The sequence below is a fragment of the Enterobacter sp. MF024 genome (genome assembly GCF_005843915.1).
GTDB lineage: Bacteria > Pseudomonadota > Gammaproteobacteria > Enterobacterales > Enterobacteriaceae > Enterobacter > Enterobacter barmai.
This window is the reverse complement of the sequence record NZ_VCBB01000020.1, coordinates 23243-44328: the sequence shown is the minus strand read 5'-3', so window position 1 is coordinate 44328 and position 21086 is coordinate 23243. Positions and strand designations below refer to the sequence as shown.

Here is a 21086-nt window from a genome sequence, read left to right as displayed (position 1 = left end):
GCACAATGGAGTAAATAATGCAGTTCTCTAAGATGCATGGCCTTGGCAATGACTTTATGGTTGTCGACGCGGTAACGCAGAATGTCTTCTTTTCTCCGGAGCTGATCCGCCGTCTGGCCGATCGGCACCTTGGCGTCGGCTTTGATCAGCTGCTGGTGGTTGAGCCGCCTTACGATCCGGATCTCGATTTCCACTACCGGATATTCAATGCCGACGGCAGCGAAGTGTCCCAGTGTGGCAACGGCGCGCGCTGTTTTGCCCGTTTTGTCCGCCTGAAGGGGCTCACCAATAAGCGTGATATCCGCGTCAGCACCGCCAACGGACGGATGGTACTGAGCGTTACCGACGACGAACTGGTGCGGGTCAACATGGGCGAGCCGAACTTCGAGCCGTCCCAGGTGCCGTTCCGCGCCAACAAAGCGGAAAAGACCTATATCATGCGCGCCGCGGAACAGACAGTCTTGTGCGGCGTGGTCTCCATGGGCAATCCGCACTGCGTGATTCAGGTTGATGACGTGGCGACGGCGCCCGTCGAGACGCTCGGACCGGTGCTGGAAAGCCACGAACGTTTCCCGGAACGCGCCAATATTGGATTTATGCAGGTTCTCACTCGCGAACACATCCGCCTGCGCGTTTTTGAACGTGGGGCAGGCGAAACGCAGGCGTGCGGCAGCGGTGCCTGTGCGGCCGTCGCGGTGGGGATTACGCAGGGTTTACTGGCACAGGAGGTTCGCGTGGATTTGCCAGGCGGGCGTCTTGATATCGCTTGGAAAGGCCCGGGCCAGCCGCTGTATATGACGGGTCCGGCGACACAAGTTTACGACGGGTTTATCCATCTATGAAACAACCAGGAGAAGAACTGCAGGAGACGCTGACGGAGATGGACGACCGGGCGGTTGTTGATTATCTGCTGCGCAATCCTGACTTTTTCATTCGCAATGCACGTGTCGTGGAAGAGATGCGCGTCCCGCACCCGGTTCGCGGGACGGTCTCTCTGGTTGAATGGCATATGGCGCGCGCGCGCAACCATATCAACCATCTTGAAGAGAACATCTCGCTGCTGATGGAGCAGGCCAGCAGTAATGAAGGCCTGTTCTATCGCCTGCTGCACCTGCAGTCCCGGCTGGCCTCGGCCAGCAGCCTCGACGAGTTTCTTCTCCGCCTGCATCGCTGGGCGCGTGACATGGGGCTGGCAGGGGCAACCCTGCGCCTGTTCCCGGATCGCTGGCGCATTGGCGCACCGTCCAGTTTTACCCATCTGGCCTTATCGCGTCAGGCGTTTGAACCCCTGCGCATTCAGCGTATGGGGCAGGATAACCACTACCTTGGTCAGCTGAATGGCCCTGAGCTGCTGGTGGTGCTGCCGGAGGCCAAAGCGATCGGATCGGTCGCCATGTCCCTGATGGGGCGCGACGGCGAGCTTGGCGTGATGCTGTTTACCAGCCGCGATCCGCACCATTACCAGCAGGGACAAGGCACACAGCTGCTGCAGGAGATCGCGCAGATGCTGCCCGAGCTGCTGGAGCGCTGGATTGAGCGCGTATGACGGACGCTCTGCTGTCACCGGCCGTCACGCGTTTTCTGCGCTATCTGGGCGTTGAGCGCCAGCTCAGCCCGATCACCCTGTTGAACTATCAGCGTCAGCTTGATGCCATCATGCAGTTAGCCGACGAGATCGGCCTGACGAGCTGGCAACAATGTGATGCCGCCACGGTGCGGACCTTTGCCGTGCGTAGCCGCCGTAAAGGGCTTGGCCCGGCCAGCCTTGCGCTGCGTCTGTCGGCGCTGCGCAGCTTCTTCGACTGGCTGGTCAGCCAGGGCGAACTCAACGCCAACCCGGCGAAAGGGATTGCCGCGCCGAAAGCGCCGCGCCATCTGCCCAAAAATATCGACGTTGATGACGTTAACCGCCTGCTGGATATCGATCTTAACGATCCGCTGGCGGTGCGCGACCGCGCCATGCTGGAGGTGATGTACGGCGCGGGGTTACGTCTTTCCGAGCTGGTCAATCTGGATATCAAACATCTCGATCTGGAGTCCGGCGAAGTGTGGGTGATGGGCAAAGGCAGCAAAGAGCGCCGCCTGCCCATTGGCCGTAACGCCGTGGTATGGATTGAACACTGGCTCGATTTGCGCGGCCTGTTTGGCACCGAGGAAGAGGCGCTGTTCCTCTCGAAGCTGGGCAAGCGCATCTCGGCGCGTAACGTGCAAAAGCGGTTTGCCGAGTGGGGGATCAAGCAGGGACTGAACAGCCATGTTCATCCGCATAAACTGCGCCATTCGTTCGCCACGCACATGCTGGAGTCCAGCGGCGACCTGCGTGGCGTCCAGGAGCTGTTGGGCCACGCTAATCTCTCCACCACCCAAATCTATACCCATCTCGATTTTCAACACCTTGCCTCGGTGTACGACGCGGCGCATCCACGCGCCAAACGGGGGAAATAATGCGTTTTTATCGTCCATTAGGCCAAATCTCTGCCCTGACATTCGACCTTGATGACACCCTTTACGACAACCGTCAGGTGATCCTGCGTACCGAGCAGGAAGCGCTGACGTTTGTACAAAACTATCACCCGGCCTTAAAAACGCTGGAAAACAAAGAGTTCCACCGCCTGCGCCAGGCGTTACGCCAGACCGAGCCGGAAATCTATCACGACGTGACCGAATGGCGTCGCCGTGCCGTGGAGCTGGCGATGCTGAACGCGGGGCTGACCGCGGCCGAGGCTGCGCTGGGTGCCGAGGCCTCAATGGCGCACTTTGCCCAGTGGCGCAGCCGCATCGACGTCCCGCAGGAGACGCATGACACGCTGGCTGCGCTGGCCGAAAAGTGGCCGCTGGTAGCCATCACCAACGGTAACGCCCAGCCGGAGCTGTTCGGCCTTGGCGATTACTTCCAGTTTGTACTGCGCGCAGGCCCGCACGGGCGCTCCAAGCCGTTCAACGATATGTACCATCTGGCGGCGGAGAAGCTTAGCCTGCCGCTGGGGCAAATTCTTCACGTGGGCGATGACCTGACGACCGACGTCGCAGGGGCGATCCGCTGCGGGATGCAGGCCTGCTGGATCAAGCCGGAAAATGCCGATCTGATGCAGACCGCCGACAGCCGCCTGTTGCCGCACATCGAAATTTCACGGTTGGCATCCCTCACCACGCTGATATAATCACCAGCAGTTCTGTATAAATTAACAGTGTATCCGGCGGCTAAATGCCGCCGGATTACCTCTTTGCGGCGGTGCCCAATGGACGTTTCTTACCTGCTCGACAGCCTTAATGACAAACAGCGTGACGCGGTTGCCGCGACGCGCACCAATATGCTGGTGCTGGCAGGGGCGGGCAGTGGTAAGACACGCGTGCTGGTTCACCGTATCGCCTGGCTGCAGAGCGTGGAAAACTGCTCGCCGTACTCCATTATGGCGGTGACGTTCACCAACAAGGCGGCGGCTGAGATGCGCCACCGTATCGCCCAGCTGATGGGCACCAGCCAGGGCGGCATGTGGGTCGGCACCTTCCACGGGCTGGCGCACCGCCTGCTGCGTGCGCACCATATGGACGCCAACCTGCCGCAGGATTTTCAGATCCTCGACAGCGAAGACCAGTTGCGTCTGCTCAAGCGCCTGATCAAGGCGATGAACCTCGACGAGAAGCAGTGGCCGCCGCGTCAGGCGATGTGGTACATCAACAGCCAGAAAGACGAAGGGCTGCGTCCGCATCACATCCAGAGCTTTGGCAACCCGATTGAGCAGACCTGGCAGAAGGTCTATCAGGCCTATCAGGAAGCCTGCGATCGCGCCGGGCTGGTGGATTTTGCCGAGCTGCTGCTGCGCGCCCACGAGCTGTGGCTGAACAAGCCGCATATCCTGCAGCACTATCGCGAACGCTTTACCAATATCCTGGTCGACGAATTCCAGGATACCAACAACATTCAGTACGCCTGGATCCGCCTGCTGGCGGGCGACTCCAGCAAGGTGATGATCGTCGGCGACGACGACCAGTCGATCTACGGCTGGCGCGGCGCGCAGGTCGAGAACATCCAGCGTTTCCTGAAAGATTTCCCGGGCGCAGAGACCATTCGCCTGGAACAGAACTACCGCTCTACCAGCAACATTCTGAGCGCGGCCAACGCCCTGATTGAAAACAATAATGGGCGTCTGGGCAAAAAGCTGTGGACCGACGGCGTCGACGGTGAGCCGATCTCTCTCTACTGCGCGTTTAACGAGCTGGACGAAGCCCGCTTCGTGGTTAACCGGATCAAAACCTGGCAGGACAACGGCGGCGCGCTTGAGCAGTGCGCCATTCTCTATCGCAGCAACGCCCAGTCGCGTGTGCTGGAAGAGGCGTTGCTCCAGGTGGGGATGCCGTACCGCATCTATGGCGGCATGCGCTTCTTCGAACGCCAGGAGATTAAAGACGCGCTCTCGTATCTGCGCCTGATTGCCAACCGCAACGACGACGCGGCGTTTGAGCGCGTGGTCAACACGCCAACCCGCGGCATAGGCGATCGCACCCTCGACGTGGTGCGCCAGACCTCCCGCGACAGGCAGCTGACCCTGTGGCAGGCGTGTCGCGAGCTGTTGCAGGAGCGGGCGCTCGCCGGGCGTGCCGCCAGCGCGCTGCAGCGCTTCCTGGAGCTTATCGACGCGCTGGCCCAGGAAACCGCCGATATGCCGCTGCACGTTCAGACCGACCGGGTGATCAAAGATTCCGGCCTGCGCATGATGTACGAGCAGGAGAAGGGCGAGAAGGGCCAGACGCGTATTGAGAACTTAGAGGAACTGGTGACGGCTACGCGCCAGTTCAGCTACAACGAAGAAGACGAAGACCTGATGCCGCTGCAGGCGTTCCTGTCCCATGCCGCGCTGGAAGCGGGCGAAGGGCAGGCCGACACCTGGCAGGATGCGGTTCAGCTGATGACCCTGCACTCCGCCAAAGGTCTGGAGTTCCCGCAGGTGTTTATCGTCGGTATGGAAGAGGGGATGTTCCCAAGCCAGATGTCGCTGGATGAAGGCGGGCGTCTGGAAGAGGAGCGTCGTCTGGCCTACGTGGGCGTGACCCGCGCGATGCAAAAGCTGACCCTGACTTACGCTGAAACCCGCCGTCTGTACGGCAAAGAGGTGTATCACCGTCCGTCGCGCTTCGTTGGCGAACTGCCGGAGGAGTGCGTGGAAGAGGTGCGCCTGCGCGCCAGCATCAGCCGTCCGGTGAGCCATCAGCGTCTGGGTACGCCGGTGTCGGAAAGCGACAGCGGATTCAAGCTCGGCCAGCGCGTGCGTCACGCCAAATTTGGCGAAGGCACCATTGTGAATCTGGAAGGCAGCGGCGAGCACAGCCGCCTGCAGGTGGCGTTCCAGGGCCAGGGGATCAAATGGCTGGTTGCGGCTTACGCCAGGCTTGAAGCGGTTTAAGATTCAGAAAAATATCACTATTTTGTAATAATCTGCCAGGCTTATACGTTGAAGGGCATTTAATGTTCTTCAGCGTTTCGTTGCGAGTTGACGCCGCCGTTACTGCTGGCGTAACATGCGCGCACGATTACGCTAAGAGGACATTCGCCTTGGACACACCCAGTAAATACTGGCTCAATTCCCTGTCATCCAGGAACAACTCCTAAGGCTATCTCCTCTTGCTGATGGCCTTAGTGGTTGTCAGCGACCTGCATTATTCCCGTCGCGCTGAGTCAGGCTGTTTAATGGTCTGAAACCCAATATGTTTCTGTGTGCCCACCGAACTGTCCGATATTTTTTGCATTGGGAGTCCCGGTCATGCTGAGCGCATTTCAACTGGAAAAAAACCGACTGATTCGGCTTGAAGCTGAAGAGTCACAACCCCTCATTGATGCCGTATGGGTGGATCTGGTCGAGCCGGATGACGACGAACGCCTGCGCGTGCAATCTGAGCTCGGACAAAGCCTGGCAACCCGCCCGGAACTGGAAGACATCGAAGCATCCGCCCGTTTCTTCGAAGACGAAGACGGCCTGCACATTCACTCCTTTTTCTTCTTTGAAGACGCCGAAGATCACGCCGGTAACTCCACCGTCGCATTTACCATCCGCGATGGCCGCCTGTTTACCCTGCGCGAGCGTGAGCTGCCTGCGTTCCGTCTCTACCGTATGCGCGCCCGTAACCAGGCGATGGTGGACGGCAACGCCTACGAGCTGCTGCTCGACCTGTTTGAAACCAAAATCGAACAGCTGGCGGATGAGATTGAAAATATCTACAGCGATCTGGAAGAGCTGAGCCGGGTGATCATGGAAGGGCACCAGGGCGATGAGTACGACGAAGCGCTGTCAACGCTGGCAGAGCTGGAAGATATCGGCTGGAAAGTGCGTCTGTGCCTGATGGATACCCAGCGCGCGCTGAACTTCCTGGTGCGCAAGGCGCGTCTGCCGGGCGGTCAGCTGGAGCAGGCGCGCGAGATCCTGCGCGATATCGAATCCCTGCTGCCGCACAACGAATCCCTGTTCCAGAAGGTGAACTTCCTGATGCAGGCGGCGATGGGCTTTATCAACATCGAGCAGAACCGCATCATCAAGATCTTCTCGGTGGTTTCGGTAGTGTTCCTGCCGCCTACGCTGGTGGCGTCGAGCTACGGGATGAACTTCGAGTTTATGCCGGAGCTGAAATGGAGCTTTGGCTACCCCGGCGCGATTGTCTTTATGGTGCTCGCGGGACTGGCGCCGTATCTCTACTTCAAACGCCGTAACTGGCTGTGACGGTTATGCCGGGTGGCGCCTACGCCTTACCCGGCCTACGCCAAATGTAGGCCGGATAAGCGAAGCGCATCCGGCAAAAATCAAAGCCCTTTGCGCGTCCTGCGCTGGGTATAGATCGCATCCGTCACAAACACCGCCAGCGCGACCCAGATAAACCCAAAGGTCACCATCTTATCCGCCCCCGGAACTTCACCGTAGAACAGCACCGCCAGCAGGAACATCAGCGTCGGGCCGATGTACTGGAAGAAGCCCAGCGTTGACAGGCGCAGACGCGTCGCGGCCCCGGTAAAGCACAGCAGCGGGATGGTGGTGACCACACCGGCCGCCATCAGCATCAGGTTCAGCGTCCACGGGTTACTGCCCATATGGCTGGTGCTGCTGTCGGCGATGCCGAACAGGTAAATCGCAGCGACCGGCAGCAGCCACAGGGTCTCAAACAGCATCCCGGTTTGTGCTTCCACGGCGATTTTCTTGCGCACCAGGCCATAGAAGGCAAAACTGAACGCCAGCCCCAGGGCGATGATCGGCAGCGAGCCGAAGGTCCAGAGCTGAACCAGTACGCCGCAGAGGGCGAGGATCACCGCCAGCCACTGCATCCGGCGGAAGCGCTCGCCGAGGAACAGCATCCCCAGCACGATATTCACCAGCGGGTTAATGAAGTAGCCGAGGCTCGCCTCCAGCATGTGCTGGTTGTTCACCGCCCAGATGAACAGCAGCCAGTTGCCGCCAATCAGCACGGCGGACAGCGCCAGCAGGAAGATCTTTTTCGGCGTTTGCAGGAGCGTTTTAACCCCAGACCACTGACGGCTCACGCTCATCAGCGCCACCATGAAGAAAAACGACCAGATCACGCGGTGGGTAAGAATTTCGTCGGCAGGGACGTAGTGAATCAGCTTGAAGTACGCGGGCGCGATACCCCAAATAAAATAAGCGGCAAGAGCGAGTAAAACGCCCTGCCGCGTCTGTTTAGCATCCATCAGGAAAACCCGTTACAAAAAAGTAACGCAATTTTACCCGATTTTACCTTCTCAACCCACCATATAAGTGGCAGTTGCGCTGGCGATATAGACCTGCTCTTCGTTATGCAGCTCCACGCGGGCGACGGCGACTTTGTTGCCCGCGCGCAGCAGGCTGCTGCTGGCGGTAAAGCGGTTGCCGCGGCCAGGGCGCAGATAGTCTACGCGCAGGTCGATGGTGCCCATCCGCGACAGGCGCTGGCGCAGTTCATCTTCATTGATGGTGTCGTGGCGGGTCAGGGTGCTGCCGACGCAGACCAGGCCGGCGGCGACGTCGAGGGCAGAGGCGATCACGCCGCCGTGGAGAATGCTTTGCGCCCAGTTGCCGACCATCATCGGCTGGTTGTTAAAACTGAGCCGGGCGAAATCTTTCTCGTAGCGCTCCAGCTCCAGCCCCAGCGCGCGGTTGAACGGCATATGGTAGACGAAAATCTCGCCGACAAGCTTCAGCGCTTCTTCGGCAGTAAGCGTGGCAGACATAGCACGTCACATCCTTATTGTTAAAAGAATGTTGATTTTATTCCTCAGCAATATGAATTGCCAGATTCGGAGCGCAGGTGAAGCCACTAATAATTAAATATGTTAAAAGGGATCCAAATAATTCTTCATTAAAACGCTTTTGCAGGAGAGCATCACCGATGCGGACATATCTGGCCGGGCTAACGGCGGCGGCTGCGCTGCCCTTTACGGCATTTGCACAGGAAGCGACAACGCAGGAGGTGCCAGCCGTGCGGGGCAGCATCATCGCTAACCTGCTGGAGGAGCACGATAATCCTTTCACGCTCTATCCTTACGACAGCAATTATCTGATCTATACCGCCACCAGCGACCTCAACAAAGAGGCGATCAAAACCTACGACTGGGCCGACGATTCGCATAAAGATGAGGTGAAATTCCAGCTGAGTCTCGCCTTCCCGCTGTGGCGCGGCATTCTGGGGCCAAATTCCATTCTGGGTGGCTCCTACACGCAGAAATCCTGGTGGCAGTTATCCAACAGCGATGAATCCTCGCCGTTTCGTGAAACCAACTACGAGCCCCAGCTGTTCCTCGGCTTTGCCACCGATTACTCGCTGGCGGGCTGGACGTTGCGGGACGTGGAGTTTGGCTATAACCATCAATCCAACGGTCGCTCCGACCCGACGTCACGCAGCTGGAACCGTCTCTATACCCGCCTGATGGCGCAGAACGGTAACTGGCTGGTGGAGGTGAAGCCCTGGTACGTGGTGGGCAATACCGACGATAACCCGGATATCACCAAATACATGGGCTACTACCAGCTGCGGGTAGGGTATCAGCTGGGCGAGGCGGTGCTGAGCGTGAAGGGGCAGTACAACTGGAACACCGGCTATGGCGGCGCCGAAATGGGCGTCAGCTACCCGCTGACCAAACATGTTCGTCTCTATACGCAGGTCTACAGCGGCTATGGCGAATCCCTGATCGACTACAACTTCAGCCAGACCCGTGTCGGTGTGGGCGTGATGCTGAACGATCTTTTCTAGCCTCCTCGAATGTTTTTGTCTTAAACGTTGAAGTTTCTCTCGCAGGCGCTGAAAATAGCGCCTGTTTTTATTTCGGGCAAATGGGGTTGATGTGGTGCAGGCGGAAGTCGTTAATCAGGAGTCGCTGGCTAAACAGGTTTTGCATGAAACCTTTGGCTATCACCAGTTCCGCCCGGGCCAGGAAACCATCATCAACACCGCCCTTAAGGGCCGTGACTGTCTGGTGGTCATGCCGACCGGTGGCGGCAAATCGCTGTGCTATCAGGTTCCCGCGCTGGTTCTGAATGGCCTGACGGTGGTGGTTTCACCGCTGATCTCGCTGATGAAAGACCAGGTCGACCAGCTGCTGGCAAACGGCGTGGCGGCGGCCTGTCTAAACTCCACCCAGACCCGCGAGCAGCAGCAGGAGGTGATGGCCGGGTGCCGTACCGGGCAGGTTCGCCTGCTGTATATCGCCCCGGAACGCCTGATGCTGGATAACTTCCTTGACCATCTGGCCCACTGGAACCCGGTGCTGCTGGCGGTGGACGAAGCGCACTGTATCTCCCAGTGGGGGCACGATTTCCGCCCGGAATATGCCGCGCTCGGCCAGCTGCGTCAGCGTTTCCCCGAGCTGCCGTTTATGGCGCTCACCGCTACCGCCGACGACACCACCCGGCTGGATATCGTGCGCCTGCTGGGGCTCAACGATCCGCTGATTCAGGTCAGCAGCTTCGACCGTCCGAATATCCGCTATATGCTGATGGAGAAGTTCAAGCCGCTCGATCAGCTGCTGCGCTATGTCCAGGAGCAGCGCGGTAAGTCCGGCATCATCTACTGTAACAGCCGGGCGAAGGTCGAAGACACCGCCGCCCGTCTGCAAAGCCGCGGGTTCAGCGCCGCCGCCTATCATGCGGGGCTGGAAAACCACATTCGTGCCGACGTGCAGGAGAAATTCCAGCGCGACGACCTGCAGATCGTGGTGGCCACCGTCGCCTTCGGGATGGGCATCAACAAGCCGAACGTGCGCTTTGTGGTGCATTTCGACATCCCGCGCAATATCGAATCCTACTATCAGGAGACCGGCCGCGCCGGACGTGACGGCCTGCCCGCCGAGGCGATGCTGTTTTACGATCCGGCGGATATGGCCTGGCTGCGCCGCTGCCTGGAAGAGAAGCCCCAGGGGGCGCTGCAGGATATCGAACGCCACAAGCTCAACGCGATGGGCGCGTTTGCCGAAGCGCAAACCTGCCGTCGTCTGGTGCTGCTGAACTACTTTGGCGAGGGCCGACAGGAGTCCTGCGGCAACTGCGATATCTGCCTCGATCCGCCGAAGCAGTATGACGGCCTGATGGACGCGCGTAAGGCGCTCTCCACCATTGGTCGCGTCAATCAGCGCTTCGGGATGGGCTACGTGGTGGAAGTGCTGCGCGGGGCTAATAACCAGCGTATCCGCGAGATGGGGCATGACAAGCTGCCGGTCTACGGCATTGGCCGCGAGCAGAGCCACGAGCACTGGGTCAGCGTGATCCGCCAGCTTATCCACCTCGGCTTTGCCACCCAGAATATTGCCCAGCATTCGGCGCTGCAGCTCACCGAAGCCGCCCGTCCGGTGCTGCGCGGTGAGGTCGAATTACAGCTCGCCGTGCCGCGCGTGGTGGCGCTGAAACCGCGGGTGATGCAGAAATCCTACGGCGGCAACTACGACCGTAAGCTGTTCGCCAAGCTTCGTAAGCTGCGCAAAGCCATCGCCGACGAAGAGAATATCCCGCCGTATGTGGTGTTCAACGATGCCACGCTGATTGAGATGGCCGAGCAGATGCCGCTCAGCGCCAGCGAAATGCTCAGCGTCAACGGCGTCGGAACGCGTAAGCTGGAGCGCTTTGGCAAAGAGTTTATGGCGCTTATTCGCTCTCATGCCGATGGTGATGATGAGGAGTAGTCAGCCCGGCAAAAAAGTGCCAGGATGATTGCTCCCTGAACTATTCCCCCGCGAGTTAATTATGTTAACCCTGTTTCTGACCGTGGCGCTGGTGCATATTGTGGCGCTGATGAGCCCTGGCCCCGACTTTTTCTTCGTTTCACAAACGGCGGTGAGCCGTTCGCGCAAAGAGGCGATGATGGGCGTGCTGGGCATTACCCTTGGCGTAATGGTCTGGGCTGCCCTGGCACTGCTGGGCCTGAACCTGATCCTCGCTAAGATGGCCTGGCTGCATAACATCATTATGGTCGGCGGCGGTCTGTATCTGTGCTGGATGGGTTACCAGATGCTGCGTGGGGCGTTTAAGAAAGACGATCGCGAAGCGCCAGAGCCAAAAATGGAGCTGGCGGCTGGCGGACGCAGCTTCGTGAAAGGGCTGCTGACCAACCTCGCCAATCCGAAAGCGATTATCTATTTCGGGTCGGTATTTTCACTGTTCGTGGGCGAAGACGTCGGCGCCGGTGCGCGCTGGGGCATTTTCCTGCTGATCGTAGTGGAGACCTTCGCCTGGTTCACCGTGGTGGCAAGCCTGTTTGCGCTGCCGTCGATGCGTCGTGGCTATCAGCGTCTGGCGAAGTGGATTGACGGCGTTGCCGGCGCGCTGTTCGCCGGCTTCGGTATTCACCTGATCCTGTCGCGCTAAGCGTGCCTTGCTGATGCCAGCAGCGCGCCCACCAGCATAAACAGCGAACCAAACACTACATTCAGGGCCTTCATCTGGCGAGGCCCTTTAATCCATACCGCAATCCGCGTCGCCAGCGTCGCATAGCCAATCATCACAATGATATCCACCACGATGGTTGTTACGCCGAGCACCACGTACTGCATGATCTGCGGCTGGTGCGGCACGATGAACTGCGGAAACAGGGCAGCCAGAAAGACGATGCTTTTCGGGTTGGTCAGATTCACAAACACCGCCCGTTTAAACAGCTTGCCCCGGCTTTGCGTGTGGGCGAGCGTGTTCAGATCGAGAGCTCCCGCGGCGCGCCACTGCTGAATACCCAGCCAGATAAGATAGGCGGCCCCGGCCCATTTCAGCACTTCGAAGGCCAGCACCGAACGGGAGAACAGCGTGCCGAGCCCCACGCCCACCAGCACAATGTGAATGCCCAGCCCGGTCTGCAACCCGGCAATCGACGCCGCTGCGCCGCGATAGCCGTGGTTCATGGCGGTGGTCATGGTATTGATCGCCCCGGAGCCCGGCGAAAGGCTGAGGATAATGGATGTCAGCAGGTAAGCGAACCACCACTCGAAGGACATTTGAAACTCCCGAATCGTCTATTTTTATGCCACAATACGCTAATGTTACGTCATTATGCGGCCTGTCCCGAAAAAACGATATTCCTTGGCTTACAGGGGCGTAAACCCGATGTTTCAGCAGAATAAAGACTGGGAAACGCGAGAAAAGGCATTCGCTGCTTTCTCCATGGGGCCATTGACCGATTTCTGGCGTCAGCGTGAGGAAGATGCGTTTACGGGCGTCGGGGATATTCCGGTACGCTTCGTTCGTTTCCGTGATGAAAAAAATGACCGGGTGATTGTAGTCTGCCCCGGGCGTATCGAAAGTTACGTCAAATATGCCGAGCTGGCGTACGATCTGTTCCATCTGGGTTTTGATGTGTTAATTATCGACCATCGCGGACAGGGGCTTTCCGGTCGGATGTTGCCGGATACCCATCGTGGTCACGTGGATAACTTCAGTGATTACGTCGACGATCTGGCCGCATTCTGGCAACAGGAAGTGCAGCCCGGCCCGTGGCGCAAGCGCTATATTCTTGCGCACTCCATGGGCGGTGCTATTTCTACGCTCTTTTTGCAGCGCTACGATCACCAGTGCGATGCCATTGCGCTTACCGCGCCAATGTATGGCATTGTGATACGTTTTCCGGAATGGATGGTGCGCCATCTTCTCGACTGGGCTGAGGGCCATCAGCGCATTCGTGAAAGCTACGCCATCGGAACAGGGCGCTGGCGGGCTTTGCCTTTTGCCATCAACGTCTTAACCCACAGCCAGCAGCGTTATCGCCGTAACCTGCGTTTCTATGCCGATGAACCGCGCTTGCGCGTTGGCGGCCCCACCTGGCACTGGGTTCGCGAAGGCATACTGGCAGGGGAACAGGCGCTGGCAGGTGCAGGTCAGGACGACACGCCAACGCTCATTCTTCAGGCTGAAGAGGAGCGGGTGGTGGATAACCGCATGCACGACCGCTTTTGTGAACTGCGAGCCGCAGCCGGACACCCTTGTGAAGGGGGTAAACCGCTGGTCATAAACGGCGCGTACCATGAGATCCTTTTCGAAAAGGACGCCATGCGCTCAGTCGCACTCCACGCCATCGTCGACTTTTTCGGCAGGCATAACTGATATTCACCAGAGGTTAAATTTTTCTATGTACCAGGTTGTCGCGTCTGATTTAGATGGCACGCTGCTCTCTCCCGACCACACTTTATCGCCTTACGCGAAAGAGACCTTAAAACTCCTGACCGCCCGTGGCGTGAACTTTGTCTTCGCTACCGGCCGCCACCATGTCGATGTGGGGCAGATCCGCGATAATCTGGAGATCAAATCTTACATGATCACCTCCAACGGTGCCCGCGTGCACGATCTGGACGGGAATCTGATCTTCACCCATAACCTCGATCGCGACATTGCCACCGATCTGTTCGGTATCATGCATAACAGCCCCGACATCATCACTAACGTGTATCGCGATGATGAGTGGTTTATGAACCGTCACCGCCCGGACGAGATGCGTTTCTTCAAAGAGGCGGTCTTTAACTATTCGTTGTACGAACCGGGCCTGCTGGATCCGGAAGGCATCAGCAAAGTGTTCTTCACCTCCGACAGCCACGAAGCGCTGCTTCCGCTGGAGCAGGCGATTAATGCCCGCTGGGGCGACCGGGTGAACGTCAGCTTCTCCACGCTGACCTGTCTGGAAGTGATGGCGGGCGGTGTCTCCAAGGGGCATGCCCTGGAAGCGGTGGCTAAACGTCTGGGCTTTGATCTGCGGGACTGCATCGCCTTTGGCGACGGCATGAACGACGCCGAGATGCTGTCGATGGCGGGTAAGGGCTGCATCATGGAAAACGCTCACCAGCGCCTGAAAGATCTCCACCCGGAGCTGGAAGTGATCGGCACCAACGCTGACAACGCGGTGCCAAAATACCTGCGTAAGCTGTTTCTTGAATAATCTTCACCTGGTTATTTAACGTTCAGTTGTCAACCGAAGAGTTCGCTACAATGCCTGTCCATCTTTTCAAGAGACAAGCATTGTGGCGCTACTCATTATCACCACTATCCTGTGGGCCTTCTCTTTTAGCCTGATCGGCGAATACCTTGCCGGCCATGTCGACAGCTACTTCTCGGTGCTGATGCGCGTGGGGCTGGCGGCGCTGGTGTTCCTGCCGTTCCTGCGTACGCGCGGGCAAACGTTGAAAACTATTCTGCTCTACATGCTGGTGGGGGCGATGCAGCTCGGCATCATGTACCTGTTCAGCTTCCGGGCTTACGTCTACCTGTCGGTATCGGAATTCCTGCTGTTCACCGTTCTCACCCCGCTCTATATCACCCTGATTTACGATCTGCTCAGCAAACGCCGCCTGCGCTGGGGCTATCTGCTGAGCGCAGCGCTGGCGGTGGTGGGCGCGGCGATCATTCGCTACGACAAAGTAAGCGACCATTTCTGGACCGGGCTGATGTTCGTCCAGCTCGCCAATATCAGCTTTGCCATCGGCATGGTGGGCTACAAACGTCTGATGGAAACCCGTCCGATGCCGCAGCATAACGCCTTTGCCTGGTTCTATACGGGAGCGGCAATCGTTGCGGTTGCGGCGTGGTTCATGCTGGGGAATCCACAGAAGCTGCCGACCACCACGCTGCAGTGGAGCGTGCTGGTGTGGCTGGGCGTGGTGGCATCGGGGCTGGGTTACTTCATGTGGAACTATGGCGCCACGCAGGTGGACGCCGGGACGCTCGGGATTATGAACAACGTTCACGTCCCTGCGGGCCTGCTGGTGAACCTCGCCATCTGGCAGGAACAGCCGCACTGGCCAAGTTTCATTATTGGGGGGACGGTGATCCTGGCTTCACTGTGGGTACATCGCCGTTGGGTCGCTCCGCGCTCCGGACAAATGGCAGATGATCGCAAGCGTGATTCCGCGCTGAGCGAATAAAGGCTTCGGTAATCGGTTGTCGCTGCTCGCCGTCGCGCACGGCGGCGTACAGCCGGCTCCACAATCCCTCGCCCAGGGTTTTGGTCACCACCAGACCCTGGCGTTCAAAGCTCTCCACCACCCAGTGCGGCAGCGCCGCGATGCCCATTCTGGCCGCCACCATCTGAATCAGCAGCAGGGTGTTATCCACGCTTTTCAGCTGCGGGCTGATGCCGGCCGGCTGCAGGAAGTGACGCCAGATATCCAGACGACTGCGCTGAACCGGGTAGATCAGCAGCGTTTCGGTCGCCAGATCTTCCGGCGTAATACGCGTTCTGGAGGCCAGCGGGTGATCCGGGGCCAGCACCAGGCGCACTTCAAAATCAAACATTGGCGAATAGTGCAGGCCACTGCGCGGCAGAATATCCGAGGTCATGACCAGATCCAGCTCGCCCTGCTGGAGGGAGGGCTGTGGATCAAAGGTCACCCCGGATTTAAAGTCCATCTCCACCTGCGGCCAACGCTGGCGGAAGTTCTCAAGCGCGGGGGTCAGCCACTGGATACAGCTGTGACACTCGATGGCGATGCGCAGTCGGGTCTGCTGCGGCTCATGGCAGGCCTGCAACGCGCTGGCGATCTGCGGCAACACCTGATTCGCCAGCTGCAGCAGGATCTCACCCTGCGGCGTAAAGCGTAGTGGCTGACTCTTACGCACAAACAGACGAAAGCCAAGGCGCTGTTCCAGATCGCTGAACTGGTGGGAAAGGGCGGACTGGGTCTGATGCAGCGTGGCCGCCGCCGCCGCAAGAGAACCGCAGTTCCGCAACGCCTGGAGCGTTTTCAGGTGTTTAATCTCGATCATGAATGTCCTTCACTTCGCCATGAGCAATTTGCGCTTGAGGAATATACAGTACCTTCACATTATGGAAGTGTAAACATCTGGACGGCTAAATCCTAAAAATTCACAGGGGACATATCATGACAATCATTAATCACACCCTCGGTTTCCCGCGCGTCGGTCTTCGTCGCGAGCTGAAAAAAGCGCAAGAGAGCTACTGGGCGGGCAACGCCACCCGTGACGAGCTGCTGGCCGTCGGCCGCGAGCTGCGCGCCCGTCACTGGGATCAGCAAAAACAGGCAGGCGTGGATCTGCTGCCGGTGGGCGATTTCGCCTGGTACGACCATGTTCTGACTACCAGCCTGCTGCTTGGCAACGTGCCGGCTCGTCATCAGAACAAAGATGGATCGGTCGATCTCGACACCCTGTTCCGCATTGGCCGTGGCCGCGCCCCCACCGGTGAACCGGCAGCCGCAGCGGAAATGACCAAATGGTTCAACACCAACTACCACTACATGGTGCCGGAATTTGTGAAGGGTCAGCAGTTCAGACTGACCTGGACCCAACTGCTGGACGAAGTGGACGAAGCGCTGGCCCTGGGCCACAAGGTAAAACCTGTTCTGCTGGGGCCGGTCACTTATCTCTGGCTGGGCAAGGTGAAGGGCGAGCAGTTTGACCGCCTGAGCCTGCTGAATGACATCCTCCCGGTGTACCAGCAGGTGCTGGGCGAGCTGGCAAAACGCGGCGTGGAATGGGTGCAGATCGACGAGCCGGCCCTGGTGCTGGAGCTGCCGCAGGCGTGGCTGGATGCCTTCAAACCGGCTTACGACGCCCTCGCGGGTCAGGTGAAGCTGCTGCTCACCACCTATTTTGAAGGCGTCACGCCGAACCTCGACACCATCACCGCGCTGCCGGTGCAGGGCCTGCACGTTGACCTGGTGCAGGGTAAAGATGATGTTGCGGAACTGAATGCCCGCCTGCCGTCCGACTGGCTGCTCTCTGCGGGTCTGGTAAATGGTCGTAACGTCTGGCGTGCCGATCTGACCGAAAAATATGCTCAGATTAAAGACATCGCAGGCGTTCGTGATCTGTGGGTGGCCTCATCCTGCTCTCTGCTGCACAGCCCGATCGATCTGAGCGTCGAAACCCGGCTGGATGAGGAAGTGAAGAGCTGGTTTGCCTTCGCCCTGCAAAAGTGTGAAGAGCTGGCCCTGCTGCGCGATGCGCTGAACAGCGGCGATACCACGGCGATTACCGCGTGGAGCGCGCCAATCCAGGCCCGTCGCCACTCGACCCGCGTGCACAATGCGGCGGTGGCGAAGCGTCTGGCCGCTATCACCGCTCAGGACAGCCAGCGCCAGAGCGCCTATGAAGTGCGTGCTGAAGCCCAGCGCGCGCGCTTTAAGCTTCCGGCATGGCCGACCACCACTATCGGCTCCTTCCCGCAGACCACCGAGATCCGCGGCCTGCGGCTGGACTTCAAAAAGGGCAACCTGGATGCGGGCAACTACCGCACCGGCATCGCTGAACACATCAAACAGGCGATTGTGGAGCAGGAGCGCCTGGGTCTGGACGTGCTGGTTCACGGCGAAGCCGAGCGTAACGACATGGTTGAATACTTCGGTGAACACCTGGACGGCTTCGTCTTTACCCAGAACGGCTGGGTGCAGAGCTACGGCTCCCGCTGCGTGAAGCCGCCGGTGGTGATCGGCGACGTCAGCCGCCCGGAAGCGATCACCGTGGAGTGGGCGAAGTATGCCCAGTCCCTGACCGACAAGCCGGTGAAGGGCATGCTGACCGGTCCGGTGACCATCCTCTGCTGGTCCTTCCCGCGTGAAGACGTGACCCGTGAAACCATCGCCAAGCAAATCGCCCTGGCGCTGCGCGATGAAGTGGCGGATCTGGAAGCGGCGGGCATCGGCATTATCCAGATTGACGAACCGGCGCTGCGCGAAGGTCTGCCGCTGCGTCGCAGCGACTGGGATGCCTATCTGGCATGGGGCGTGGAGGCCTTCCGCATTAACGCCGCGGTGGCCAAGGATGATACCCAGATCCACACCCACATGTGTTACTGCGAGTTCAACGACATCATGGATTCCATCGCCGCGCTGGATGCCGACGTGATCACCATCGAAACCTCACGGTCCGATATGGAGCTGCTGGAGTCGTTTGAAGAGTTCAACTACCCGAACGAAATCGGGCCGGGCGTATACGACATTCACTCCCCGAACGTGCCCAGCGTAGAGTGGATCGAAGCCCTGCTGCAGAAAGCGGCCCAGCGTATCCCGGCCGGGCGCCTGTGGGTGAACCCGGACTGCGGCCTCAAAACCCGCGGCTGGCCAGAAACCCGCGCCGCGCTGGCGAACATGGTTAAAGCAGCGCAGAATTTGCGCCAGGGTTAATCCCGGCGGCACGATTGCCGGGCGGCGCATTCGCTTGCCCGGCCTACGATTCGCTGCCGTTGTAGGTCCGGTAGGGCCTTTCAGAGAGATTAAAATTCTCTTGATAGCACAATATAACCATTAAACCTGACAGAACATTCGTCTTTATTTATAAGGCTGGAAGCAATAAAGACATCTTTCTTCATTTCTTTATTAATGTATGAATATTTTGCTGTAAGTGATTGGGTGTTGTTTTCGTAATAGCTATCAAGATAAGCACTCTGAGGTATATTCGCTTTACCCTGTGTCATAGCACTTTCATAATCAAATCTGGCAAGTGTTGCAGCATACAGCCTGGATACGGGAGAAATATCGATAATATCAACGACTGTTTTGTTTCGATGAATAGTCGAAGTGTCAATCTGTAAATCACGAGATAGCGCATTGAATAAAGTTGTTTCCATTGTCGCTCCGACAATAGCACATCTATTACTTTGCGCTTGTGAGAACAGAGGAATAATGATTATCATACACAAGAGTATTTTATTAAGCATTTAATCCTCCACGACTAATATTTTATCACTGCTTGCAGCGATAATTTTACGACCAGAAATATTCAGAATGATACAACCATCGGATGCTTCCCCCGGATGCAATGAACTTTCTCCATGTATCATGAAACTATCCCTGCCGCACATGTCATTCCCGTCATAAGGTGTTAGCCTCATTGTCCATGCTTTAGTTTTAGGGTGATAGAAGGCAGCCCCAATGGTATAGGTTCCTCTTGGCAACGGGCCTTTATTTTTTACACACTCATATTCAGAATTATTCTTAAAGCCAGGCCTACCCGCATACTGGCCATCAAATTGATAGGTGCCATCCAGATAAAAAGAATGTGAACTAACTTTATAAACCCAGGTCATACTCTGGCCTCCTGCTTGGCATCCCAGCTATCTGAATGAATAATATTTCCATCCAGGTAATGCCATGTGATTTTTTCATAAGCCAAATAAAAAGCTTCAAGATGATTATGTCTTTCAAAGGTGGCGTTTTTGATGTCGAACATTAATGGCTCTATTCCATTCACTCTGACATCCATCATCGTTATCCGGAAGTACTCTTCTTCCTGACCATTATGGTTTATATGATAAAATTTAAGTTCTGCTTGCTTGAATTTACTACCGGTAGATACGCCTTTATAAAGGTAAGGTGAAGAACTATCTATTTCTTTAATTAAAGCAAAATCACCATGAATTCGTTTGCCAGTAATTTTACCGGTAAGGTTGTCTATGGGAAGATCGACAGAATGCATAAACTCTACAATTTCAATGCTTCCTTCTCTTCCTCGTATATCAACGGAACCTTTAATCTGATTGCCTGCGTAATCTGTTAACCAAAGATAGACTGGAATAGCCATCTTATAACCTCCTGTTTTAAGAGTAGATATTAAAATCAGCGTACGCCTGACATGCCGAATAGAGAACCCTAAAAGTCTGGTTAATTTCTTAAAGCGTTTGTATTTGGTGATGGCTCACAAAATCAGGCGGCGAACATGGTGAAGGCGGCGCAGAATTTGCGCCAGGGTTAATCCCGGCGGCACGATTGCCGGGCGGCGCGTTCGCTTGCCCGGCCTACGGTTCGCTGTCGTTGTAGGCCCGGTAAGGCGTAGCCGCCACCGGGCATTTTACGCCTGCCCGTCCATCAGGCGGCTGATATGAATGCTTAACCACGTCAGCTCATCTTTCGGCAGGGTGAGCTGATATTTATCCTGCACGTAATCGCGGATCGCCCATGCCACGGTCATCGCGTCCGGGCGGTGGCGCATCAGCTCCTGATAAAAATCTTCGGTCTCGCTGAGGGCGATTTTCCCGGCCAGTACCCGCTCCGCAAAGTAACGCAGATGGGTGATAAAGCGCATGTAGTTAACCGACCGGGTATCGACGGCTTTGCCCAGTTTATAGCGCACGATATCGGCGATGCGGTTGACCAGTTCAACCTGCTGATGAGCGGTGCTGTCGTCGTCCTGGCTGCTGGCGTTGATCAGATGAAAGGCGATGTTTACCGCCTCGTCTTCAGGTAACGCAACGTCAAACTTCTCATTGACCTGCGCGCGCGCCTGCAACCCCACGCTGTACTCCTGCGGATAGTAGCGCTTCACTTCCCAGCTCAGCTTATTCAGGATCGTCTGCCCGCTCCGGCTGCGCTCAACCGCAAAATGCAGATGCTCCGCCAGGGTAAACAGCAAGACGGAATTGAGCTTATCCCCGCACAGGCTGCGCGCGAGGGTAAGAATGTCATGGCTAATGTCGAAGAAGGCCGCAGGAATAGTGTCCGTCAGGGATAAAAAATGGCGGGATTTAAGATCGCTCAGCGGCAGGAACACTTTCTCCACCTGCGTCAGGTCGATATTGGTACCGGGTTTCGCTCCAAAGCCGATCCCCTTGCCGAACAAAATCATCTCCCGCTGGTCGTTGTCGACCAGCAGCATACTGTTATTAAGCGACTTTTTTATCGTTATCACGGTTATTCCTGC

The 21086-nt window shown here is 57.5% G+C and carries 22 protein-coding genes; 14 read left to right on the top strand and 8 right to left on the bottom strand.

Features of this window, described 5'->3' with window-relative positions; all coding sequences use genetic code 11:
• Nucleotides 1–17 precede the first annotated feature (17 nt).
• From dapF to corA, 7 genes are all read left to right on the top strand, one after another.
• Nucleotides 18–842, top strand: coding sequence for a diaminopimelate epimerase (gene dapF, locus FFB58_RS21685; RefSeq protein ID WP_039031213.1), 825 nt, complete (start codon nucleotides 18–20; stop codon nucleotides 840–842).
• Nucleotides 839–1546 (top strand): DUF484 domain-containing protein, encoded by a 708-nt coding sequence (locus FFB58_RS21680; protein WP_138370970.1) that lies wholly within the window; start codon nucleotides 839–841, stop codon nucleotides 1544–1546. Before dapF ends, FFB58_RS21680 begins: the two co-directional genes overlap by 4 nt.
• Entirely contained in the window at nucleotides 1543–2445 is a 903-nt protein-coding gene (gene xerC / locus FFB58_RS21675; protein WP_039031211.1) for a tyrosine recombinase XerC, read from the top strand. The genes FFB58_RS21680 and xerC overlap by 4 nt, the downstream gene beginning before the upstream one ends.
• The gene (gene yigB / locus FFB58_RS21670; RefSeq protein WP_039031210.1) at nucleotides 2445–3161 is read left to right on the top strand and encodes a 5-amino-6-(5-phospho-D-ribitylamino)uracil phosphatase YigB; all 717 of its coding nucleotides are present in this window, start codon (nucleotides 2445–2447) and stop codon (nucleotides 3159–3161) included. The genes xerC and yigB overlap by 1 nt, the downstream gene beginning before the upstream one ends.
• Before the next feature lie 78 nt (nucleotides 3162–3239).
• On the top strand, nucleotides 3240–5402 hold the full coding sequence (uvrD, locus tag FFB58_RS21665; RefSeq protein ID WP_039031209.1) for a DNA helicase II: 2163 nt from the start codon (nucleotides 3240–3242) through the stop codon (nucleotides 5400–5402).
• 62 nt (nucleotides 5403–5464) lie between these two features.
• Complete coding sequence (ysgD, locus tag FFB58_RS23175) at nucleotides 5465–5608, top strand: YsgD/CorL family protein (protein ID WP_353620505.1); 144 nt, start codon at nucleotides 5465–5467, stop codon at nucleotides 5606–5608.
• A 151-nt stretch (nucleotides 5609–5759) separates the two neighbouring features.
• Nucleotides 5760–6710, top strand: a complete 951-nt coding sequence (gene corA / locus FFB58_RS21660) for a magnesium/cobalt transporter CorA (protein ID WP_039031208.1) — start codon at nucleotides 5760–5762, stop codon at nucleotides 6708–6710.
• An 80-nt stretch (nucleotides 6711–6790) separates the two neighbouring features.
• Here the strand turns inward: corA and rarD are convergent, their stop codons facing one another.
• Both rarD and yigI read right to left on the bottom strand, forming a co-directional pair.
• Nucleotides 6791–7687 carry an EamA family transporter RarD gene (rarD, locus tag FFB58_RS21655; RefSeq protein ID WP_039031207.1) on the bottom strand — a complete coding sequence of 299 codons (897 nt, stop codon included), beginning with the start codon at nucleotides 7685–7687 and terminating at the stop codon, nucleotides 6791–6793.
• Nucleotides 7688–7738: 51 nt separating this feature from the next.
• On the bottom strand, nucleotides 7739–8206 hold the full coding sequence (gene yigI, locus FFB58_RS21650) for an acyl-CoA thioesterase YigI (RefSeq protein ID WP_039031206.1): 468 nt from the start codon (nucleotides 8204–8206) through the stop codon (nucleotides 7739–7741).
• A gap of 158 nt (nucleotides 8207–8364) precedes the next feature.
• Here yigI and pldA point away from each other — a divergent pair, with 158 nt between their 5' ends.
• From pldA to rhtC, 3 genes are all read left to right on the top strand, one after another.
• The gene (gene pldA / locus FFB58_RS21645) at nucleotides 8365–9225 is read left to right on the top strand and encodes a phospholipase A (RefSeq protein ID WP_039031205.1); all 861 of its coding nucleotides are present in this window, start codon (nucleotides 8365–8367) and stop codon (nucleotides 9223–9225) included.
• A 91-nt stretch (nucleotides 9226–9316) separates the two neighbouring features.
• Nucleotides 9317–11146, top strand: coding sequence for an ATP-dependent DNA helicase RecQ (recQ, locus tag FFB58_RS21640; RefSeq protein ID WP_138370969.1), 1830 nt, complete (start codon nucleotides 9317–9319; stop codon nucleotides 11144–11146).
• A gap of 61 nt (nucleotides 11147–11207) precedes the next feature.
• Nucleotides 11208–11828 carry a threonine export protein RhtC gene (rhtC, locus tag FFB58_RS21635; protein WP_039031203.1) on the top strand — a complete coding sequence of 207 codons (621 nt, stop codon included), beginning with the start codon at nucleotides 11208–11210 and terminating at the stop codon, nucleotides 11826–11828.
• On the opposite strand, the gene rhtB is transcribed toward rhtC, so the two are convergent.
• Complete coding sequence (rhtB, locus tag FFB58_RS21630; protein WP_138370968.1) at nucleotides 11825–12445, bottom strand: homoserine/homoserine lactone efflux protein; 621 nt, start codon at nucleotides 12443–12445, stop codon at nucleotides 11825–11827. The genes rhtC and rhtB overlap by 4 nt on opposite strands.
• Before the next feature lie 109 nt (nucleotides 12446–12554).
• Between rhtB and pldB the strand changes: the two genes are divergently transcribed.
• The 3 genes from pldB to FFB58_RS21615 all read left to right on the top strand — a co-directional run bounded on the left by pldB (nucleotide 12555) and on the right by FFB58_RS21615 (nucleotide 15355).
• Entirely contained in the window at nucleotides 12555–13547 is a 993-nt protein-coding gene (gene pldB, locus FFB58_RS21625) for a lysophospholipase L2 (RefSeq protein WP_039031201.1), read from the top strand.
• A gap of 25 nt (nucleotides 13548–13572) precedes the next feature.
• Nucleotides 13573–14373 (top strand): sugar/pyridoxal phosphate phosphatase YigL, encoded by an 801-nt coding sequence (gene yigL, locus FFB58_RS21620; protein WP_039031200.1) that lies wholly within the window; start codon nucleotides 13573–13575, stop codon nucleotides 14371–14373.
• Between the two features lie 82 nt (nucleotides 14374–14455).
• The gene (locus FFB58_RS21615; protein ID WP_138370967.1) at nucleotides 14456–15355 is read left to right on the top strand and encodes a carboxylate/amino acid/amine transporter; all 900 of its coding nucleotides are present in this window, start codon (nucleotides 14456–14458) and stop codon (nucleotides 15353–15355) included.
• Here FFB58_RS21615 and metR read toward each other — a convergent pair.
• Nucleotides 15243–16196, bottom strand: a complete 954-nt coding sequence (gene metR / locus FFB58_RS21610) for an HTH-type transcriptional regulator MetR (RefSeq protein ID WP_072036703.1) — start codon at nucleotides 16194–16196, stop codon at nucleotides 15243–15245. The genes FFB58_RS21615 and metR overlap by 113 nt on opposite strands.
• A gap of 116 nt (nucleotides 16197–16312) precedes the next feature.
• Between metR and metE the strand changes: the two genes are divergently transcribed.
• Complete coding sequence (metE, locus tag FFB58_RS21605) at nucleotides 16313–18574, top strand: 5-methyltetrahydropteroyltriglutamate--homocysteine S-methyltransferase (RefSeq protein ID WP_138370966.1); 2262 nt, start codon at nucleotides 16313–16315, stop codon at nucleotides 18572–18574.
• Nucleotides 18575–18663: 89 nt separating this feature from the next.
• On the opposite strand, the gene FFB58_RS21600 is transcribed toward metE, so the two are convergent.
• From FFB58_RS21600 to FFB58_RS21585, 4 genes are all read right to left on the bottom strand, one after another.
• Nucleotides 18664–19107 carry a Shiga toxin A subunit gene (locus tag FFB58_RS21600; protein WP_255296685.1) on the bottom strand — a complete coding sequence of 148 codons (444 nt, stop codon included), beginning with the start codon at nucleotides 19105–19107 and terminating at the stop codon, nucleotides 18664–18666.
• Nucleotides 19108–19476 (bottom strand): tlde1 domain-containing protein, encoded by a 369-nt coding sequence (locus FFB58_RS21595; RefSeq protein ID WP_138370965.1) that lies wholly within the window; start codon nucleotides 19474–19476, stop codon nucleotides 19108–19110.
• The gene (gene tssD / locus FFB58_RS21590) at nucleotides 19473–19970 is read right to left on the bottom strand and encodes a type VI secretion system tube protein TssD (RefSeq protein WP_138370964.1); all 498 of its coding nucleotides are present in this window, start codon (nucleotides 19968–19970) and stop codon (nucleotides 19473–19475) included. The genes FFB58_RS21595 and tssD overlap by 4 nt, the downstream gene beginning before the upstream one ends.
• Before the next feature lie 267 nt (nucleotides 19971–20237).
• The gene (locus FFB58_RS21585) at nucleotides 20238–21074 is read right to left on the bottom strand and encodes a transcription antiterminator (RefSeq protein ID WP_138370963.1); all 837 of its coding nucleotides are present in this window, start codon (nucleotides 21072–21074) and stop codon (nucleotides 20238–20240) included.
• Between the last annotated feature and the right edge of the window lie 12 nt (nucleotides 21075–21086).

What these genes read in the sequence shown, in the direction of transcription:
- rarD (WP_039031207.1), bottom strand. Translation starts at nt 7,687, where the DNA reads ATGGATGCTAAACAGACGCGGCAGGGCGTTTTACTCGCTCTTGCCGCT.
- yigI (WP_039031206.1), bottom strand. Translation starts at nt 8,206, where the DNA reads ATGTCTGCCACGCTTACTGCCGAAGAAGCGCTGAAGCTTGTCGGCGAG.
- xerC (WP_039031211.1), top strand. Translation starts at nt 1,543, where the DNA reads ATGACGGACGCTCTGCTGTCACCGGCCGTCACGCGTTTTCTGCGCTAT.
- yigL (WP_039031200.1), top strand. Translation starts at nt 13,573, where the DNA reads ATGTACCAGGTTGTCGCGTCTGATTTAGATGGCACGCTGCTCTCTCCC.
- metE (WP_138370966.1), top strand. Translation starts at nt 16,313, where the DNA reads ATGACAATCATTAATCACACCCTCGGTTTCCCGCGCGTCGGTCTTCGT.
- FFB58_RS21600 (WP_255296685.1), bottom strand. Translation starts at nt 19,107, where the DNA reads ATGCTTAATAAAATACTCTTGTGTATGATAATCATTATTCCTCTGTTC.
- FFB58_RS21680 (WP_138370970.1), top strand. Translation starts at nt 839, where the DNA reads ATGAAACAACCAGGAGAAGAACTGCAGGAGACGCTGACGGAGATGGAC.
- rhtC (WP_039031203.1), top strand. Translation starts at nt 11,208, where the DNA reads ATGTTAACCCTGTTTCTGACCGTGGCGCTGGTGCATATTGTGGCGCTG.
- yigB (WP_039031210.1), top strand. Translation starts at nt 2,445, where the DNA reads ATGCGTTTTTATCGTCCATTAGGCCAAATCTCTGCCCTGACATTCGAC.
- pldA (WP_039031205.1), top strand. Translation starts at nt 8,365, where the DNA reads ATGCGGACATATCTGGCCGGGCTAACGGCGGCGGCTGCGCTGCCCTTT.
- ysgD (WP_353620505.1), top strand. Translation starts at nt 5,465, where the DNA reads ATGTTCTTCAGCGTTTCGTTGCGAGTTGACGCCGCCGTTACTGCTGGC.
- uvrD (WP_039031209.1), top strand. Translation starts at nt 3,240, where the DNA reads ATGGACGTTTCTTACCTGCTCGACAGCCTTAATGACAAACAGCGTGAC.
- rhtB (WP_138370968.1), bottom strand. Translation starts at nt 12,445, where the DNA reads ATGTCCTTCGAGTGGTGGTTCGCTTACCTGCTGACATCCATTATCCTC.
- metR (WP_072036703.1), bottom strand. Translation starts at nt 16,196, where the DNA reads ATGATCGAGATTAAACACCTGAAAACGCTCCAGGCGTTGCGGAACTGC.
- pldB (WP_039031201.1), top strand. Translation starts at nt 12,555, where the DNA reads ATGTTTCAGCAGAATAAAGACTGGGAAACGCGAGAAAAGGCATTCGCT.
- FFB58_RS21595 (WP_138370965.1), bottom strand. Translation starts at nt 19,476, where the DNA reads ATGACCTGGGTTTATAAAGTTAGTTCACATTCTTTTTATCTGGATGGC.
- dapF (WP_039031213.1), top strand. Translation starts at nt 18, where the DNA reads ATGCAGTTCTCTAAGATGCATGGCCTTGGCAATGACTTTATGGTTGTC.
- tssD (WP_138370964.1), bottom strand. Translation starts at nt 19,970, where the DNA reads ATGGCTATTCCAGTCTATCTTTGGTTAACAGATTACGCAGGCAATCAG.
- corA (WP_039031208.1), top strand. Translation starts at nt 5,760, where the DNA reads ATGCTGAGCGCATTTCAACTGGAAAAAAACCGACTGATTCGGCTTGAA.